General features: G+C 67.0%; 14 protein-coding genes and 1 pseudogene. 8 read left to right on the forward strand and 7 right to left on the reverse strand.

Going from position 1 to position 17,064, the window contains the following annotated elements:
• Positions 1-31 precede the first annotated feature (31 nt).
• Positions 32-589: an OmpA family protein gene (locus AMK58_RS28290; RefSeq protein WP_059399778.1), complete on the forward strand. Its 558-nt coding sequence runs from the start codon at positions 32-34 to the stop codon at positions 587-589.
• A 500-nt stretch (positions 590-1,089) separates the two neighbouring features.
• A complete protein-coding gene (locus tag AMK58_RS28295; RefSeq protein ID WP_035674329.1) occupies positions 1,090-1,509 on the forward strand; it encodes a CBS domain-containing protein in 420 nt (139 codons plus the stop codon).
• A gap of 318 nt (positions 1,510-1,827) precedes the next feature.
• Here AMK58_RS28295 and AMK58_RS28300 read toward each other — a convergent pair whose 3' ends face one another.
• From AMK58_RS28300 to AMK58_RS28315, 4 genes are all read right to left on the reverse strand, one after another.
• Positions 1,828-2,739 carry a recombinase family protein gene (locus tag AMK58_RS28300; protein WP_035674327.1) on the reverse strand — a complete coding sequence of 304 codons (912 nt, stop codon included), beginning with the start codon at positions 2,737-2,739 and terminating at the stop codon, positions 1,828-1,830.
• Positions 2,740-3,330: 591 nt separating this feature from the next.
• Positions 3,331-4,734: a TniQ family protein gene (locus AMK58_RS30115; RefSeq protein ID WP_081650211.1), complete on the reverse strand. Its 1,404-nt coding sequence runs from the start codon at positions 4,732-4,734 to the stop codon at positions 3,331-3,333.
• Positions 4,734-5,606, reverse strand: a complete 873-nt coding sequence (locus AMK58_RS28310) for a TniB family NTP-binding protein (RefSeq protein WP_035674321.1) — start codon at positions 5,604-5,606, stop codon at positions 4,734-4,736. The genes AMK58_RS30115 and AMK58_RS28310 overlap by 1 nt, the downstream gene beginning before the upstream one ends.
• A complete protein-coding gene (locus AMK58_RS28315) occupies positions 5,603-7,285 on the reverse strand; it encodes an integrase catalytic domain-containing protein (RefSeq protein WP_059399779.1) in 1,683 nt (560 codons plus the stop codon). The genes AMK58_RS28310 and AMK58_RS28315 overlap by 4 nt, the downstream gene beginning before the upstream one ends.
• A 178-nt stretch (positions 7,286-7,463) precedes the next feature.
• Between AMK58_RS28315 and AMK58_RS28320 the strand changes: the two genes are divergently transcribed.
• Positions 7,464-8,333, forward strand: coding sequence for a helix-turn-helix domain-containing protein (locus AMK58_RS28320; protein ID WP_059399780.1), 870 nt, complete (start codon positions 7,464-7,466; stop codon positions 8,331-8,333).
• Positions 8,334-8,384: 51 nt separating this feature from the next.
• On the opposite strand, the gene AMK58_RS28325 is transcribed toward AMK58_RS28320, so the two are convergent.
• Together AMK58_RS28325 and AMK58_RS31620 are read right to left on the reverse strand one after the other, a co-directional pair.
• Positions 8,385-9,275 carry a formylglycine-generating enzyme family protein gene (locus AMK58_RS28325; RefSeq protein WP_035683687.1) on the reverse strand — a complete coding sequence of 297 codons (891 nt, stop codon included), beginning with the start codon at positions 9,273-9,275 and terminating at the stop codon, positions 8,385-8,387.
• A gap of 106 nt (positions 9,276-9,381) precedes the next feature.
• Positions 9,382-11,826, reverse strand: a complete 2,445-nt coding sequence (locus AMK58_RS31620) for a formylglycine-generating enzyme family protein (RefSeq protein ID WP_199228244.1) — start codon at positions 11,824-11,826, stop codon at positions 9,382-9,384.
• A gap of 415 nt (positions 11,827-12,241) precedes the next feature.
• Between AMK58_RS31620 and AMK58_RS28340 the strand changes: the two genes are divergently transcribed.
• From AMK58_RS28340 to AMK58_RS30125, 3 genes are all read left to right on the forward strand, one after another.
• Positions 12,242-12,541 (forward strand): hypothetical protein, encoded by a 300-nt coding sequence (locus AMK58_RS28340; RefSeq protein ID WP_059399782.1) that lies wholly within the window; start codon positions 12,242-12,244, stop codon positions 12,539-12,541.
• On the forward strand, positions 12,538-13,371 hold the full coding sequence (istB, locus tag AMK58_RS28345) for an IS21-like element helper ATPase IstB (RefSeq protein ID WP_059399783.1): 834 nt from the start codon (positions 12,538-12,540) through the stop codon (positions 13,369-13,371). Before AMK58_RS28340 ends, istB (AMK58_RS28345) begins: the two co-directional genes overlap by 4 nt.
• 229 nt (positions 13,372-13,600) lie before the next feature.
• On the forward strand, positions 13,601-14,185 hold the full coding sequence (locus AMK58_RS30125) for a transposase family protein (RefSeq protein ID WP_081650376.1): 585 nt from the start codon (positions 13,601-13,603) through the stop codon (positions 14,183-14,185).
• A 9-nt stretch (positions 14,186-14,194) separates the two neighbouring features.
• On the opposite strand, the pseudogene AMK58_RS28350 reads toward AMK58_RS30125, so the two are convergent.
• A pseudogene (locus AMK58_RS28350) lies at positions 14,195-14,664 on the reverse strand (IS6 family transposase); the annotation flags it as partial.
• 192 nt (positions 14,665-14,856) lie between these two features.
• Between AMK58_RS28350 and istA the strand changes: the two are divergent.
• Together istA and istB (AMK58_RS28360) are read left to right on the forward strand one after the other, a co-directional pair.
• The gene (istA, locus tag AMK58_RS28355) at positions 14,857-16,140 is read left to right on the forward strand and encodes an IS21 family transposase (RefSeq protein WP_059399784.1); all 1,284 of its coding nucleotides are present in this window, start codon (positions 14,857-14,859) and stop codon (positions 16,138-16,140) included.
• Positions 16,137-17,009, forward strand: a complete 873-nt coding sequence (gene istB, locus AMK58_RS28360) for an IS21-like element helper ATPase IstB (RefSeq protein WP_059399785.1) — start codon at positions 16,137-16,139, stop codon at positions 17,007-17,009. Before istA ends, istB (AMK58_RS28360) begins: the two co-directional genes overlap by 4 nt.
• Positions 17,010-17,064 lie beyond the last annotated feature (55 nt).

Genomic DNA, 17,064 nt, shown 5'->3' on the forward strand with positions numbered 1-17,064 from the left:
CCCAATGCTCGATCCGCGAAAGGTCCTCACCATGTTGAAGGTTCCGCTGTGGTCCGGCCTGACAACCGCATTGGCGCTGTCGTCCTTGATGCTAAGTGGATGCGTTTCCCAAAGCGCTTACGATCAGCTGAGATCGCAAAACCAGCAGCTGCAATCGCAAAACCAGCAACTCCAACAACAGGTTGCCACTCAGCAGAACCATATCGTCCGGCTGCAGGGGGCCATTGCCTACACCGTGAACTCCGATCTGCTCTTCCGGCCGGGCAGCTGGCAAATGACGAAGAGGGGAGAAGAGATCATTGCGGGCTATGCAAAGAGGCTGGCCGCGACGCAGCAGAACAAGCTGCTGGTGAACGGCTACACCGATGACGCGCCGATTGGTCCGGCGCTGCAGCGGCAGGGCATCACCACAAATCAGGAACTGTCGCAGAAGCGCGCGGAAGCGGTGATGCAGTATCTCATCTCGCAGGGCGTGAATCCGGATATGATTGCGGCGAAGGGATATGGCGATGCCAACCCGGTCGCCTCGAACGAGACGGTGCAAGGTCGGGCAAGAAACCGTCGGGTGGAAATAACGGTCGCGAGTTGAGCCGCACTCGCTAACCGTCATGAAGGATCAAGTGCCTTATGTAGACGGCCCTCTGCTTGCAAGCCGAAAAGGGGTACTGTCAACTTCACGGTCGGTTGGCGACCTGAGGGTCTGAACAACCTGCGTTCTGGATGGTTCTTCCGATCCCGGCACGCCCGGGCTCGCGCCTTTACCATGTGGCGCGAGGCGGTCGGTCTTGCCCCGACCGCCTGAGCGGAACCGAAATCCGGTTGTTTAGACCCCAAGTTCATCAACCTCAAGCGAAGTTGACAGCGCTGCGACGATCTCTCCGGTCGAAGCGACCGCCGACCGGTACCAGCCCATCGAACTCATGGACGAGGCCCAGCCAGCTGGCGGCGTGAAATCGACCGCTGTCAGCGTTGCCCGAAACTACAGTCGTCATGAGCGGTTGAACTGAGTGCAGAACAGGAGATTGGGCTGCTATTAGCAGCGGCTCGGTTCAAAGCGAGCATCGCATCAACACTTCCCAGGAGATCGCCATGCAGATCCGAGAAATCATGACTCGCGATGTCGAAATCGCGTCTCCCGACGACACGATCCAGAAGGCCGCCCAGATGATGAAGGACGTCGACACGGGAATGCTGCCAGTGGGCGAGAATGATCAACTGGTTGGGATGATCACCGACCGGGATATCACCATCCGCGCCACCGCCGAGGGCAAGGGAGTGGACTGTAAGGTGCGCGACGTGATGACGGGCGGGGTCTGCTACGTCTTTGAGGATGAGACCACTGAGGACGCCTCGCGGAACATGAGCAATCTCCAAGTTCGCCGCCTGCCCGTGGTCAATCGCGATAAGCGGCTGGTCGGTATCGTCTCGCTCGGCGACCTTGCCGTAGAGAACCGCGCCGCGGACGAAGCTCAAGGGGCACTCTCGAATGTCTCCAAACCGACGCGTTGATTGGCATGCCGGAAGAGAAGATCAACACCAACGGTATACTGGAGGTGCGTGACGGCTCGGGCGCCAAATGCGGCTTGCTTCACTCTCCAGCGATGGCTTCCGCTTCCGAAGAGAGGCCGGATGAAGGCGATCCGGGTTGGTCATCCCGGATCGCCTGATGTTCTCAGAGAGGGATGCGGATACACTTTGGCGCATAAAGCGCGGTTTCCAGAACCCAACACAGTGAACCGCACCGGGTTTCTCGGAGGCCATGGGCGTTGAGACACAACGTAACAATGGCGCTCCCACCAGCTCACAGCGTGGGCGACTGACCAACCGCTACGCGGATTCCGCTTCCCGCACCAGCCCCTGCTCCTTGGCCCGGTCCAGCAGGTTCTTCACCGACGACCGACTCCAGCGCAGACCTCCACGTGGCGTGCGCTGCCCCATGCCCTGCAGTCGGCGCGCGATGCCATCGAGCGTGATGCCGGGTTCGGCCCGCGCCAGCCCCGCCACCATCAGCACGAGGTCGTCGCTGTCGACCCGCTTGGGCGCCGGGTCGAGGACGTCCTGACGGACCAAGCCCACTGCAGCCAGCCGGCGCACGGCGCGGATCAGGCTGTTGGGCGTCCAGGGCTTACGGTCCCACGGCCTGGTCCGCCCCTGCCCCTTCAGCGCCCGCACGACTTGATCCCATGGCGTCGTCGGCCGCAAGGCTTCGACGGTCGGCAGGAACTCCTGGGCGTGCGCGACGACCAGTTCGTCGCGGGCGGTCTCGCGGCCCTGCCGGGCCTTTTCCAAGGCCGCAGGGTCCCGTCGGCGCAGGCCAGGATTGCCGGGTTCCTTGCCCTTGGCCACCGCGGCCCTGAGCCCGGCAATCGAGCGTTCGCGGATCAGGGCCCGTTCCAACTCGGCCGCGGCGCCGAGAACCTGCAGGGCGAAGCGTCCCTGCGGGCTGGTGGTGTCGATCGGATCGCCCAGCGACTTGAAGGCAATGCCGCGCTGACCCAGGCCGTCGATCACCTCCAGAAGATGGAAGAGCGAGCGCGCCAGCCGGTCGATGCGCGCCACCACCAGCGTGTCGCCCCGCTTCAGACTGGCGAGCGCCTTGGCCAGCACCGGGCGGTCGCGGTCGCCGCCGGAGGCGTGCTCCTCGAAGATGACCGAGCAGCCGGCCTGTTTGAGGGCGAGGAGCTGCGAGTCCGTGGACTGCTCCTCGGTGGAGACGCGGGCGTAGGCGACGAGGGCCATGGGGACTCCTGGGCGGTTCGGGCGGGAAAACGCCCGCCGGCCCCCCTTTGTACAGAAAATCAGTTGGTCTTATCCACCCAGATGAACATGGAGGCATGGTCTGGAACGGCGAAAACGGCACCGCCCGCCGCCCGCCGCCCGCCCGGCCGGTCCCAGCGCGCGATAAAACGCCAGTGAGCGCCGGCTGGTCGGAGGCCGCGGAAGGCGACGAAAGTCGCACGAAACCAGCTGCGGAATGGATCTGGCGGCGGTGACAGCGGCTCTCGTTCGAAAAGGACCACTGACAGATCAACGACATAGCAGCGAGCCAAAGGCCAACCGAGGACGCTTTTCGCATGAACTGCCCGCATTTCGCACGATCCGGTCTGCAAAACGGGGGCAGGCAGGGTGTCGAAGCCCTAGGAATCCGGCTTTTCGCACGAACCACCCGACAACGACAGACAACGACAGGAGCTTTGGATAACGGCGATTATCCAAATCATCGGCGGCGGAGCTCCGAGGCGAGTCGGCAGTTACGGAAGCAAAAGAAGGCTTCGGTATCATTTTCTGGCGCGCCGAGCGATGGCGGAGGCGCCTGCCCATGCCCGACGGTCAGGCGTCCGTCGCGGCGCCGATGCCGAAGCTCCACAGCGGGACAGAGCCCGTGCGCTCCCAACCGGCCCGCTCGTAATCGGCGTGGTTGGAATAATGGACCTCCGCTTCGAGCCGCCTTACCCCGCGGCGGGCGGCCAGATGAACACATCCCTCCAGAAGAACGGGGAGGAAGGCCGCCTCGGCGGCGGGCTCGACAAAGATCTCCACGAGCCGCTCCGTCCACACCATCGCCACCCCGACAACGCGGCCGCCGTCCATCCCCAAGACCACGGGCTGTTTGGTGTCAAGGAAACTCCGCCACCGGAAAGCGACGAGATCCTGCAGGAGTTCGCGGTGATCGCCCCCCTTTCCAGACAGCGGATCCGCGTCCAGGACCTCCAGCAGCTCCCGACAGAACTGCCGAAGCGCCGGGATGTCGGCGGCGGTGGCCGGCCGGACGCACGGTACGGAGGCGCCGAGACGGGTGGCCGGTGACAAAAGAAGCAATGGCTCCCCTGGGCTCGCCATGCTCCGCGTCGTTCCTTCGCGGAACCCTCTCTGATGCAGCCGATGCAGCAGTAGGGCCCTCAGGCGACCATGAGAGAACGCGTTCACCCGCTTTTGGATGGTGGTCCAGTCCTCAAGATGCCCCGCAGGTCCGGCCGCCGCGTTCGTTGGCTGAGCATCCCGATCGGACCGGGCGGCCTCCAAGGCGCTCATGTCGGCATCCAGTGCGGACAACGCACGCGCCGCCGATGTGACGGTCCGCTCCAGTCCGATCTCCTTCGCCAACTCCGTGATGACCTCGATGAGGGCTTGCGTGAGGACCGCTTGCGGCAACGCCGGATCCATGCGCTCCTGCCGCAGATCGGATCGGCACGTTGCACAGCGCCACAGAGGGCGCCGGAGCCGCCCGCCGAGCACGGACAGCGGAGACCGGCACGTCGGGCAGCACGGATTGAGCCAAACCTGATGCTCTGTGCAGACCCGGAACAAGGTTCCCCGCCATTGCCAGCGGACATAGGGGATGGGGTCCGCCGCCCAGCAGCCGGGACAAAAGCGTGGGCTGCGCAGCGCTCCCGTCCACATCGCAGAGGCGGTTGGAGAAAAGCGCTGCGCCTGCTCGAACCACGGAACGGGGATTCCAGTGCGTTGCGCGAGAAGCATGAAGGTTCGACGCGGCAGTCCGTTGTCGAGGTCGGCCGGATGGCGACCGAAGACCCCACGAAACTCAAAAAGAAGGGCTTGCGGCCCCACCGCGCTTGCCCAGGCATAACGGCTGAACCAGCTGCTGAGGAGCTCACCCTCGATGGGGGCCGGCTCGGACGCCCAATGGTGCGCCCCCTGACTGGGCCGGCCCCGTTCGAGCGGCTCGCAGGAATACACCTCGCCGTGCCCGATGGTCGGCAAGCGGCCCGCCATCAGGAAAGCCCGCGCAATTCGTCCGGTGAGAATCGCTTCGAAGGCGGCTCCAGCTTCAGGGAGTCAAAGAGGGCCAAGGTGATCTGTTCCTCGCCGACCCGGACCGCCGCCACAGCCGCCGCAGCGATATTCTGCACGATGTCCCCGATCAGGCCTTCCGACACCTGGAAGATCCGCTTGGCCAGGGCCTCATCGGTCAGCTCGGACTTTTGGCGCAACGGCAGGGCGCGCACCAAACTGTTCAGCAGGCGGGCGTAATCAGCGTCGTACTGCCACCGCGGCAAGGACCGGTTGGTCAGCCGCGTACGCAGTTCGCCATCGTTGTGGATCGCTTCCGCCAACGACCGGTCGCCGATCAGCACCGGTGACATGTCCCAGCGATGGCCCATGACCCGCAGAAGCGTGTGGAACTCCTTCGCGGCGCTGCCCCGGAAGCCATGATGCGCATCGTCGAAGATGAAGACCCGCGGTTCGTACTCATCGAGCAGGGCCTCCAACTGGTGGCGCCGCCCCTCGATCGTCCGTTGCGTCGGATCGGGCACCCGTCCCATCGCCCGGATCATGCCGGTCAGGAACTCCTGCCGCGATGCGTCGGTCGGCAGCTGATAATAATGCGAGGCACGAACCTGCACGGTTTCCATGCTGAGGAACTTGTCGGCGACCATCGTCTTGCCGTTGCGAAACGGCCCGCACACGACCACGCCGGTTGTCCGGGTGGATTTCGGGCGCTCCCGCACCTGGGTCAGCGCGTCGAGGGCGCGCACCGCCGCGGGGTAGCCGATCCATCGGTTCGCTTCGATTGCGGCGCAACGCTCCGCGGTCCCCAGCGTTTCCAACTGCCGGCGTGCCTCATCGCTGAGATGGTCGGTCATGCATTCCCCCAGGGTTCCACATCGAAACAGTCGTCGACCACCGGCAAGCGGCCCAGTCCATCGCCGGACGTCTTGAGGCGATTGAGCGCCATCTCTGATGCGTGGGGCTTGGGGGCATCGCCAGCGACGCGCGCCGCCACCGCCTCACTGGCGGCCTTCCGGCTGACGCGCGGTTTGCGCCCGGTTCCCGCCGTCGGCGTCAGGGCCGCGTCGACCATCTCGCGTGACTTTCCCCGCTCCATCCAACTGGTTTCGGCTTCAGCCCGCTCTCGTTCCTTCTGCGCCTCCCACTCCCAAGCCGTCAGGGGCGTGAGCAAGCCGTCAGCCCGCGGCACCGCGACCCACGACTCCCACGACGGATGCCGTACGTAGATGTGGCTGACATCGTTGCGGTTGACCTTGATGCGCAGCGATTCCCGGCCGCGGTTGGCGTAAAGCTCGGCCAGTCGGGGATCCTCGTCCTCCCAGTAGGTGAGACCAAAGGCCGGAATCCCCTTGCTGGACAGGCGGCATGCTCGTTCCGGCAGGAAAGCGAGCTGCACCGCCTCCCAGTCGACGGTCAGAAGATGCTCGGGAATCCGGCAAGCGTGTTTGCCCCATTCGAGGTCGGGGCGCTTCCGGGTCTTCTCGTCCATCTCTCCGTTGCAGATGCGGAACGCGGTGATGGCGACCGCCGTCTCGATCTGCTCGTAGGTGAGGCAGGCGCGTTCCTTGGCCGGGTAATCGCCGCGGTCGGCGACAGAACGGCCTGTTTGTCCTCGGCCCTTGCGGAGCTGCTGATTGATCGAACCCTGGAGACGTTCGACGACGCCTCGGATGTGCGGTTCGCCGCGCCGTGGCTCCACCACGACGCGCAGGTCCTCCAGGCTCCGATTGTCCTGGAGAGACTTGTACCAAGCCGCCCGGTCCGAAATGATCCGCTCCGGCCGGCCGAAGACATCCGTGGCCTCGATGCCGAATTTCTGGAAGTAAGCTCCTTTCGGCCGAATGGCGTGCTGAATGCACAAGCCGATGGCCTCCCGGTTGGCCGAGCGCGGCCACAGCCAGAACCCCAGGATCATGTGAGTCAGCACATCGACCAGCACGATGACCCAGAGCCGCCTCAGGAGGTTGCCCTCATCGTCGACGGCAAGGACGTCGATCTCCGTCTCGTCGATCTGGCAGACCTGAAGCGGATAATCGGGCACCAGCGCGCCGCCACGCCGCCGATGTTTCCGCGCCGCAGTCCGATCGCCGCGGCGGCGCGCAACCTCTTCGGCGGTCCAATGCTTCCAAAGGCGGCTCTTCACCGTGTTGAACGAGACCGGCTTGAGCCCAGCTTGCTCCAACCGGCCGTTGATCACGATCATCGCCTCGTTCAGGGAACACCCTTCGGGGGTGAGGTGCTTTTGGTCGAGGATCGTTTTGACGATGCCCTCGGTCTCCGGTGGCAGCCTCGGGCCGCGGCCGGAATCGTCCCGCAACAGGTCGCGGACCAGGCGGCGCTGGCCGTACTTGCGGAGGTAGCTGCGGATCGTCTGCGGCGTCCGCTTCAGCCGGGCGGCCAGATCGTCGATGGCGGCGGCACGCGCCTCGCTGTGCGGCGGAAAGCGATCAAGGATACGGTCGAGCTGTGTGGCGAGGCGCGCGGCCTCGGACCAGCGTGGGTCGCCCGGTGGGTCGTCGGATCGCTGCCCCATACCCTGCCGGCCCTCCCGCGAAAGCGTTCGGCTGCAAGAAAGTTCTGAGTCGCAAGAAAGGTCTGAGCCACAAACGTCGCACGGAACCCGTTGATCTGTCGCTACGACCTTGGTGAGGGGCCACGAAAATTCTCAGGAGAAAGCGACACCCGCGCTGCGCGCCGGCTGGCAAGCCCGGATGGTGCTCGAGGACGCCGCCGCCGCCGTCCGCCTCGATCACGGGCCGGCGGTCAATCCCCGCGTCCTGCGCGACCACGACCTCGGGATCGCCACCGGCCCGTCCAACCCCGACGTTGCCCGGGCCGCCCTGGTGCTCGCCCTGCTGCGCCATCTGCTGCGCCGGTCGCCGCGCCACCTCTTCCGCCCGGCCCGGCTGCTCGCCGGCGCCGGCCACCGCCGCCCGGCCGCGGCCACCCGGATACCCGGTCCCGGCCGGCTGCCCGCCTGGACCGGGCTTTTCGTCCCCGACCGTGCGGCGATCCACGACGCCCTGGTCGAGGCGCTCGACCCGGTGTGGCTCGGGGAGCTGGAGCACCAGCCGCCGCTGGTCGCCGCCGCCCGCTTCGTCGGGCACTGGCACCGCTGCGGCGCCGCCGCCCTGCTCGGCGGCACGCCCGGCCGCCAGCTCGCCGCGGCCTGGCTGGTCCGCGCCGGCCTGCTCGAGGCGCCGCTGCCGCTGATGAGCGTCGGCTGGCTCGGCGCCCGCGCCGCCTACACCCCGGACGACCCGGCGCTCTGGCCGGGCCGTTTCGCCGAGGCGGTGACACGGGCGGCGGAGCGCGGCCTGCAACTGCACCGCAACCTGGACTCTTGGCGCGACCGCCTGCAGGAGGCCGCGGGAGAAGCCCGCCGGGCCTCGGCGTTGCCGCGCGCGGTCGAGGTGCTGGTGGCGCGGCCGGGGGTGTCCGCCACCGCCCTCGCCGCCGCCCTCGGCGTCACCCCGCGCGCCGCCCAGACGCTGCTCGACGGCCTGCGCCGCCGCGGCCTGGTGGCCGACCTCACCGGACGCCAAGCCTTCCGCGTCTGGACCGCGCCGGAACGCCTGTGACCGCGCCCGACAGTAATCGGGCCCCATTGCCGACCTCCCGCCGGCTGGTGCTCACGCCGGACCGGAGGCACAGCGAAAGCCGTTAAAGCCGATGCTGCTGGCCGGGTCGCTCCGGCGGCGGATCGCGGCGCGAACGAGCCGTGCGTCGTCGATCCAGGAACCACCGCGACGAACGCGCCCAGCACCGGAAGTTTCCGGCCCGCGCGGGTCGGTGACCGCGTCAGCCGTGTAGTCCCGCCAGCCGTCCGCGCACCATTCCCAGACATTGCCCAGCGTGTCGTATAGCCCCCAGGGGTTGGGCGACTTGCGGCCCACCGGATGCGTCCCCACCCGTGTGTGGGGATGTTGCTTCTCCGGCCAACGGGAGCTGTCATAGCCATCGTCCAGGTCGCCCCCCCCCCCGCCGCTGTTTCCGCCATACCAGGCGATCGCATCGAGCGCCGGAGCGTTGTTCTCTCCTTCGATCGCGATGGCCCCGCTGTACAATGCCATCTCGGTCCCGGCGCGACAGGCGTATTCCCATTGCGCTTCCGTCGGCAGCGTCAGCGACAAGCCGGGGATTCGGCCATTCAGGCGTTCTAGAAAGTCCTGAGCGTCGTCCCAGCTTGTGGTTTCTACGGGGCGGTCTGGCGATCTAAAGCGGCTGCGGTTGTGCCACATGACCGTGTCCCAAAGCTGTTGGGTGCACGGGGTATCGAACAGCCAGAAACCATGGGTCAGTGTCACCGTGTGCCGCGGCCCTTCGTCAGCCCACCGCCCCGGCTCATCCTCCGGCGAGCCCATCCGGAAGGTTCCCGGCGGAATCCAGCGCATTCGCTGGGTGGCGTCACCCACGGTGAGGGTCACGAAGACGCCATAACGGTCCTGCCCCCACCCACTCGCCCAATCCGGCGGGTGGCCCTTAGCCAACGGGTGTCTGTTGGGAGCTTTGCCAAGGTTCATGGCTCAAACCTCCAAATCTGTGCCCACCTGTCCCACAGCACCCAAGGGCTCTGCCAGCCAGGGCGGCTACCGGGATCGCCCGGCACTGCTTCCCGTCATCTCGAACTCACACCGAACCGGAGGCGCAACGAAAACCGATGTCGAAGCTGCGACCGTCCGAGTGGTATCGGCTGCGGACCGCGGCACGGACGCTCCGCGCAACGTCGATCCAGGAACCTCCGCGAAGGATACACCCGGCGCCAGCCACTTCGGCCTCGTGCGGATCAATGACCGCTCCGATCGTATAGTCCCTCCATCCGCCTGCGCACCACTCCCAGACATTCCCGTGCATCTCGTGCAGCCCCCACGGATTCGGCGGTAGGCTGCCCACCGGAGCCGTCCGTCTCCGATATCGGCCCCGCGGTCCATCCCGATAAGGATGGTTCCCATCGTAATTCACCTGATCCGGCGTAACCGTCTCGCCGAAGCTGAAAGGCGACACGGCTCCTGCCCGACAGGCGTATTCCCACTGCGCCTCGGTCGGTAGCTCCAGCGACAGGCCGGAAAGGTGCCGATTGATGCGCTTCAAAAAGCCCTGGACGTCGGTCCAATTCACCTGTTCCACAGGACAGCGTCCATCATCCCGAAAACGGCTCGGGTTTTCGCCCATCACAGCGTGCCACAGCGCCTGGGAGCAGGCCGTGTCGAACAGCCAAAAGCCTCTGCTCAGCGTGACTTCATGTTGTGGCCCTTCATTGTTGGACCGTTCCGCTTCGTCCTCCGGTGAGCCCATCAGAAAGCGGCCCGGCGCTATCCAGCGCAGCCGCTGCACCACCGGATCGCCGCCCCGCAGCGGCGGCACCGCGAAGTCGGCCCACAGGCCGAAACGGTCGCGGCCTACAGCGTCTGCCCAGGAGGGACGGGTCAGGCGCTCCAGGCGGACTTCTTCCTGGTCGGTGACGATCCGGACTGCGGGGGCCATGGGAAGCGGGCATCGCCCCCCGGACTCCATCTTCAGGACCGCGGCGCCCGCCGTCCCTTGCGCACCCCGGCGCTCCGCCAGCCGGGGCCATGCCGGGGCCGCCGGCTCCGCTCCACCGTCCCGGCTGGCCGGACTTGAGACACAGCGAAAGCCGATGCCGACGAGGCGGCCGTCGGGGGGGCTCCGGAGGCGGATTGCGGCACGGACGTACCGAGCGTCGCCGATCCAGGAACCGTCGCGAAGGACACGCCCGGCGTCATCCGTTTCCGGTCCGCGCGGGTCGGTGACCGCCTCCCCTATGTAGTCCCGCCAACCGTCCGCGCACCATTCCCAGACATTCCCATGCATCTCGTGCAGGCCCCACGGGTTCGGCGGCAGGCTGCCCACCGGGACCGTCCGTTGCCGAAACCGTCCCTTCGGTCCGTCCCGATAGGAACGGCTTCCATCGTAATTTACCTGATCCGACGTGATCGTTTCGCCGAAACTGAACGGTGCCGCCGTCCCGGCCCGGCAGGCGTATTCCCACTGCGCCTCTGTCGGCAGGTCCAGCGACAGGCCGGGAAGGAGACGGTTGATCCGTTTGAGAAACTTTTGGACATCGTTCCAAGGGACATTTTCTGCCGGGCAGCGCTCGTCGTTCTGAAAGCGACTCGAATTCTTGCCCATCACCACTCGCCAGAGCGCCTGGGAACAGGCCGTGTCGAACAGCCAGAAGCCACGCGACAGTGTCACCGCGTGCTGTGGACCTTCATCTTCGAACCGTTCCGCCTCGCCCTCCGGCGATCCCATCCGAAAGCTGCCCGGCGGTATCCAGCGCATTCTCTGAATCACACTCTTGACGCGGAACGTGACCCAGGCGCCGAAATCGTCCAATCCCCAATCCTCCGCCCAAGAGGGCGGAATGCTGGTCTTCCAGAAGGCGTCGCGGTCCTCTTCTGGGCGTACGGGATCATCCTCGCCGACAACCATCACCCCGTTGATCGTCTGGACGCTCACCAAAAGGCTGCCCGGAGAGTCCTTGTTTGGATCGGGTAGGTCTGCCACGATCCCATCGCCCCGCTGCCGCAGATCGATCCGCCGCCGGGCCGCGCCGGGCCGGGCCGGAATGACGCGCGGATCCAAACCGCCGGACTGGAGCGGCAGCGCTTCCCCGTCATCCAACTCGTCTTGATGGGCTAAAAATTTCAGGCGCTCGAACGCCTCGCCAACCCTGGGATCGCCGTGAAGGGACGACGGCACCCGCCGCAACAAGCGGCCGACGGCCATCATCGCGTCCGCGCGCGCCGCCGGATCGTTGAAGGCCAACGCGCGCCGGCTGAAACCGTCGAAACGCGCTGCCGCCGCGTCCAGATCGGCGATGTCCGGCAAATGACGCCGGGAATCCGGCGACAGGCTCAGGATCTCCTCGAACCAGACGTCCGCCGATAGCTTGCCCCGCCATTGGCGCAGGATGGCCAGGACGCTCCGTTGCACCGCGTCGCTTTCGGCGGCGAAGCCCTGGCGCAGGCCCGGCGTCATGTCGGGGTCCAGGGTCGCTGCGACGCTGGACGGGCTGGCGATCGCCGGATGTTGCCAGACGGCGGCCTCCAACTCCGCGCCGCTTCCGGGCATGGCGGTTCGGCGGATATGGCGCAGCAGACCGGGCTCGACGCGCGCCGCCGACGGCTGCGGTCGTCGATGACCTGGATCGACGCCCCCCAACGGCGCCGTCGGCGGCGAGGCAGCGGGTCGAGAAGCTGGGCGTTCGCGATGCGCCGCACCACCGTGTCGAGATCGATCGCCCGCCCGGCGATGCGCTCCGTCATGCCGGCGCGCAGCCAGGGCAGCAGGCGGTTGCGCGGACAAAGCGACGGCCAGGGAGGCGCGGCGGCCGGCCGGTTGCGCCAGATTTCGGCGCTGCGGTCATCCGCCCCGGCGTTCCCGCTCCGCCCCGTGGCCTCGTCCTCACCCTTCCGGTAGGTCCGCGAAACCGGGCGCCAGAACGGGACGTCTGGGGTTTCGGCGGGTGCGGGTTCCCCGCCGCGCCTACGCCCGCGTCTTCGAGGCGCTGCTGGCCGCCGGCAGCGAGCGCCAAGCCTGCACCATCACCGTCGGCCTGCTGTCGCTCGCCCATGAACGCGGCTGCGAGGCCGAACTGGCCCACCGGCTCGACGCCGACCTGGACGCCGGCCGGCTGCCCGATCTGCCGGGCTTGCGCGAGCGCTTCCAGCCCACCGCCCCGGCCATCACCGACGTCGTGGTCGAGTTGGTGCCGCTGAGCCTCTACGACGAGTTGGGCACCGTCCGCGCGGGAGCCACCGCATGAGCCCGTCCGATCCCATCGACGCCGCCCGCCTGTCGCTGGCGCTGGGCGACCTGCGCCTGCCCGCGATCAAGCTGATCTGGCCGGAGTTCGCCGTCCGTGCCGACAAGGAGGGCTGGCCGGCCGCCCGCTTCCTTGCCGCGCTGACCGAGCATGAAATGGCCGAACGGGCCCGGCGCCGCATCGAACGTCACCTCGACGAGGCCCGCCTGCCGCCGGGCAAGACGCTGGAGACCTTCGAGTTCGGCGCCCTGCCGATGGTCAGCAAGGCCCAGGTCATGGCGCTCACCGCCGAGGACAGCTGGCTGGAAAAGGGCGCCAACCTGATCCTGTTCGGGCCGCCCGGCGGCGGCAAAAGCCATCTCGCCGCCGCCATCGGCTACGCGTTGGTGGAAAACGGCTGGCGCGTCCTGTTCGCCCGGACCACCGACCTCGTGCAGAAGCTGCAGATCGCCCGCCGCGACCTTGCTTTGGAATCGGCGATCGCCAAGCTCGACAAGTACCACCTCCTGATCCTCGACGACTTCGCCTACGTCAACAAGGACCAGGCCGAAACCAGCGTCATCTTCGAGTTGATCGGAACCCGCTACGAGCGCCGCTCGCTGTTGATAACGGCCAACCAGCCGTTCGGCGAGTGGGGGCGGATCTTTCCCAATCAGGCCATGACCCTGGCTGCCATCGACCGGCTCGTTCACCACGCCACCATCTTCGAGATGAACGTCGAAAGCTATCGGCGGCGAGCCGCCCTGGAGCGCAAACGCGGACCGGGACGCCCGCCCTCCCGCGCGACAATCAACGCCAACCAGATTGACGCGCCACGACAGGAGGCTTGAAAACCGACGCCGCGCGCGACAATCATCCTTCAGCCGCGACCCCAGCTTTTCTCATCCTGATCGGGTTCTTCCGCACTTCTGGTGCAAGACATCCGCCAGTAGATTTGATTTTCGAACAACAACTCCATGCAGCGGCCTAGTTTACTCACCATGCTGCGGATGGAGATGCCATCTCGTCACAGCATGCTCATATAGATGGACGTCGCACTCTCCAGCCTCCGGGTAGCCGTTGCTTTTCGATCCCCACGCCGTTCTTCCAGCTGGTCTCTCTGTTGTTCAGTTTCTCCCAACCGTGGATCGCATTGTTCTCGTCGCTAAGCCGACGGCAAGGGAGGCCGTCTGCCCGTTGTGCGGCCACGTGTCCGCTCGCGTTCACAGCACCTACGTGCGCCGGCTCGCCGATCTGCCCTGGCAGGGCAAACGCGCGGAACTCCAGGTTTTTGCACGTCGGTTCCGCTGTTCGGTCATCACGTGCCGGCGCCGCATCTTCACCGAGCGCCTGCCGGATGTTGCCCTGCCCAAGGCCCGACGCACGCCCCGTCTGGCCCAGGCGCAACGGGACATCGGCTTGGCTGCGGGGGGCGAGCCCGGATCGCGTTTGGCGCGCCGCCTCGCCATGCCGGTCAGCGGCGACACGCTGCTGCGCCTGATCCGCGCTGCTCCGACCGCAGCGTACCCGCCGCCGCGCGTGGTCGGTGTGGACGAATGGGCGTGGCGACGCGGTCTGCGCTACGGCAGCGCATCCTCACCTCCTTCATGGAGGTGCTCCTCTACTGCGATCTTAATGCTGCGAGCAAGCTGGCGCGAGCCCTGACGAAACCGAGCGGAAGAACGCCTCGGCGGCAGCCTGGTCGCGGGTGGCGCTGAGATAGACGTCGACCAAGTTGCCGTCGCTGTCGATGGCGCGGTACAGGTACTGCCACTGGCCGGCGACCTTCAGGTACGTCTCGTCGACATACCAGCTCCGGCCGACGTTGCCCCGACGACGCTGGCGTAGGGCGTCCGTGAGCACGGGGGCCAGCTTGGCTTCCCATTCGCGCACTGCCTCATGAGAGAAGACCAGTCCGCGCAACAGTAGGATCTCCGCCAGATCGCGCAGGCTGAGCTTGAGGCGCAAGCACCAGAGGACGATCAGGAAGACGATGTCCGTGGGCAGCTGCAGCCGGTTCAGCGTTGTGCCCGTGCGTTCGTTGAACTGGCGCCCGCACCCCCGGCAGCGGAACCGCCGATGGCCGTGCGCGGTCCGGTCCGGAGTTCGGTGGTCGCGGTCGACGAGCGGTGCGGGCAGTGCATCGGTCACCTCGTGCAGAGAGGTGACCCTCTACGTTCATCCTGCCGTTTGTTAGTGCCGGTTGAATACTCCCCAGAAGTGGCGGCTGAAAAATCCCCAGGCTGACGCAACGGCATGGCTCCGGGGCGTACGCCCCGGAGCCATGCGGCTGTCGCTCGCCCATGATCCCCTCCATCGACGGAGGGAGGGCGCGCGTGGTCAGACTTGGGGAACTCGTCATGATTCTCGATCTCGCCCGCCAGGGCATGTCGGTGTCGGCGATCGCGCGCCGCACCGGCCATGACCGCAAGACCATCCGCAAATACATCGCCAAGGGGCTGGAACCGCCGGCCTACAAGCCCCGGCCACCACGGCCGACGCTGGTCAGCCCCTTCGAGACCTACCTGCGCGAACGCCTGCAGGCCTACCCCGAACTCAGCACCAAGCGGCTGCTGCGCGAAATCCGCGAGCGCGGCTATGAAGGCGGCTATACGATCCTGAAGGCGGTGGTGCGCACCATTCGCTCCAAACCCGCCCCGGCCTTCGAGCGCCGCTTCGAAACCCCGCCCGGCAAGCAGGCCCAGGTCGACTTCGCCTTCTTCAAGACCACCTTCACCGACGAGCCCGAGGCTGAACGGGTCGTCTGGCTCTTCTCCATGGTGCTCGGCCACAGCCGCATGATGTGGGCCCGCTTCGTCGCCCGCCAGGACCTGCCGACCGTTCTGCGCTGCCACATCGCCGCCTTTGAAGCCTTCGGCGGCGTGCCCGGGCAGATCCTCTACGACCGCATGAAGACCGCCGTGCTCGGCGAGGCCGAAGACCCGGACCAGCCGGGCCGGGGCATCGCCTACAACGCCAAGCTCCTCGACTTGGCCGCCCACTACGGCTTCCTGCCCAAGGCCTGCAAGCCTTACCGCGCCAAGACCAAGGGCAAGGTCGAGCGGCCCTTCCGCTATGTGCGCGAGGACTTCTTCCTGGCCCGCACCTTCCGCAACCTCGACGACCTGAACGCCCAGTTCACCCAGTGGCTGGACCAGGTAGCCAATGTCCGCCTGCACGCCACCACCCAGCGCGTCGTCGTCGAGCATTTCGCCGAGGAGCGCCTCCACCTCAAACCGCTGCCGGCCGGCCCCTTCAACAGCGTGCTGGCCCTGGAACGCCGCGTCACCCGCGACGGCATGGTGTCGGTCGGCGGCAACCTCTACTCCGTGCCGGATTGCACCCGCCGGCGGACGGTGGAGGTGCAGGTCACCGCCGACACCGTCACCATCCTGGAGGACGGCATAGCCGTCGCATCCCACCCGGCGCTGGAAGGACGAGGCCAGCGGCTCATCGCCGCCGGGCACCGCACCCAGCCCCCTCCGCCCAACAGCCAGACACCCCGGGATGGCGCCGCCGCTGCGCCGCAGCCGCCGGGCGACAGCGTCACGCCGCGCTCGCTGAGCATCTACGACGCCATCGGCCGCCGCCTCGCCGGCCAGCCGGAGCGCGTCCAATGAGCGCCGCAACCCTGGACGGCGGCCCGGCCACTCTCGACCGCATCCGCCAGTATCTGGTCGGGCTGAAGATGCCGCGCGCGCTCGAGGCACTGGAGCACATCCTGCGCCGCCTGGAGCGCGGCGAGATCTCCGCCCTGGAGGCCATCGACGCCCTGCTCGGCGAGGAGCTGACCTTGCGCGAAGGGCGCCGCGTCAAGGCGGCGCTGAAGATCGGCCGGCTGACCACCATTAAGACGCTGACCGGCTTCGACTTCTCCTTCCAGCCCTCGCTCGACCGCGACCGCATCATGACCCTGGCGCAGCTCGACTTCGTCGACCGGCACGAGGTGGTCCACTTCCTCGGCCAGCCCGGCTGCGGCAAGACGCATCTGGCGATCGCGCTGGGGGTTGAGGCGGTCAAGGCTGGGCGCTCGGTCTACTTCGCCACCCTGGCCGACATCGTCGGTTCGCTGGCCAAGGCCGAGCGGGAGGGAACCCTGCGTGAGCGCCTGCGCTTCCTGTGCCGGCCGCAGCTGCTGATCGTCGACGAGATCGGCTATCTGCCGGTCATCGCCGGCGGCGGCAACCTGTTCTTCCAGCTCGTGAACGCCCGTTACGAGCGCGGCGCTATGATCCTGACCTCCAACCGCGGCTTTTCCGAATGGGGCGACGTCTTCGGCGGCACCGTCGTCGCCTCGGCGCTGCTGGATCGCCTGCTTCACCACGCCGTCGTCGTCCAGATCGAAGGCGCCAGTTACCGCTTGCGCCGCCACGCCGAGTTGATCCCGGAAAACACCCGAATCCGCCCGATCACCACCCCGCCACCGGCGCCGCGTCGCCGGGGCCGACCACCGAAAGCGAGGCCCGCCGACCCCGAAACCAATCCATGAGCACACGAACCGTCTGGGGATTTTTCGCCCGCCCGAACTGAGGAAATTTCAATCC

Source organism: Azospirillum brasilense, from assembly GCF_001315015.1.
In the GTDB taxonomy this organism is placed as follows: Bacteria; Pseudomonadota; Alphaproteobacteria; order Azospirillales; family Azospirillaceae; genus Azospirillum; species Azospirillum brasilense.

What these genes read in the sequence shown, in the direction of transcription:
- AMK58_RS28290 (WP_059399778.1), top strand. Translation starts at nt 32, where the DNA reads ATGTTGAAGGTTCCGCTGTGGTCCGGCCTGACAACCGCATTGGCGCTG.
- AMK58_RS28295 (WP_035674329.1), top strand. Translation starts at nt 1,090, where the DNA reads ATGCAGATCCGAGAAATCATGACTCGCGATGTCGAAATCGCGTCTCCC.
- AMK58_RS28300 (WP_035674327.1), bottom strand. Translation starts at nt 2,739, where the DNA reads ATGGCCCTCGTCGCCTACGCCCGCGTCTCCACCGAGGAGCAGTCCACG.
- AMK58_RS30115 (WP_081650211.1), bottom strand. Translation starts at nt 4,734, where the DNA reads ATGGCGGGCCGCTTGCCGACCATCGGGCACGGCGAGGTGTATTCCTGC.
- AMK58_RS28310 (WP_035674321.1), bottom strand. Translation starts at nt 5,606, where the DNA reads ATGACCGACCATCTCAGCGATGAGGCACGCCGGCAGTTGGAAACGCTG.
- AMK58_RS28315 (WP_059399779.1), bottom strand. Translation starts at nt 7,285, where the DNA reads ATGGGGCAGCGATCCGACGACCCACCGGGCGACCCACGCTGGTCCGAG.
- AMK58_RS28320 (WP_059399780.1), top strand. Translation starts at nt 7,464, where the DNA reads ATGGTGCTCGAGGACGCCGCCGCCGCCGTCCGCCTCGATCACGGGCCG.
- AMK58_RS28325 (WP_035683687.1), bottom strand. Translation starts at nt 9,275, where the DNA reads ATGAACCTTGGCAAAGCTCCCAACAGACACCCGTTGGCTAAGGGCCAC.
- istB (WP_059399783.1), top strand. Translation starts at nt 12,538, where the DNA reads ATGAGCCCGTCCGATCCCATCGACGCCGCCCGCCTGTCGCTGGCGCTG.
- istB (WP_059399785.1), top strand. Translation starts at nt 16,137, where the DNA reads ATGAGCGCCGCAACCCTGGACGGCGGCCCGGCCACTCTCGACCGCATC.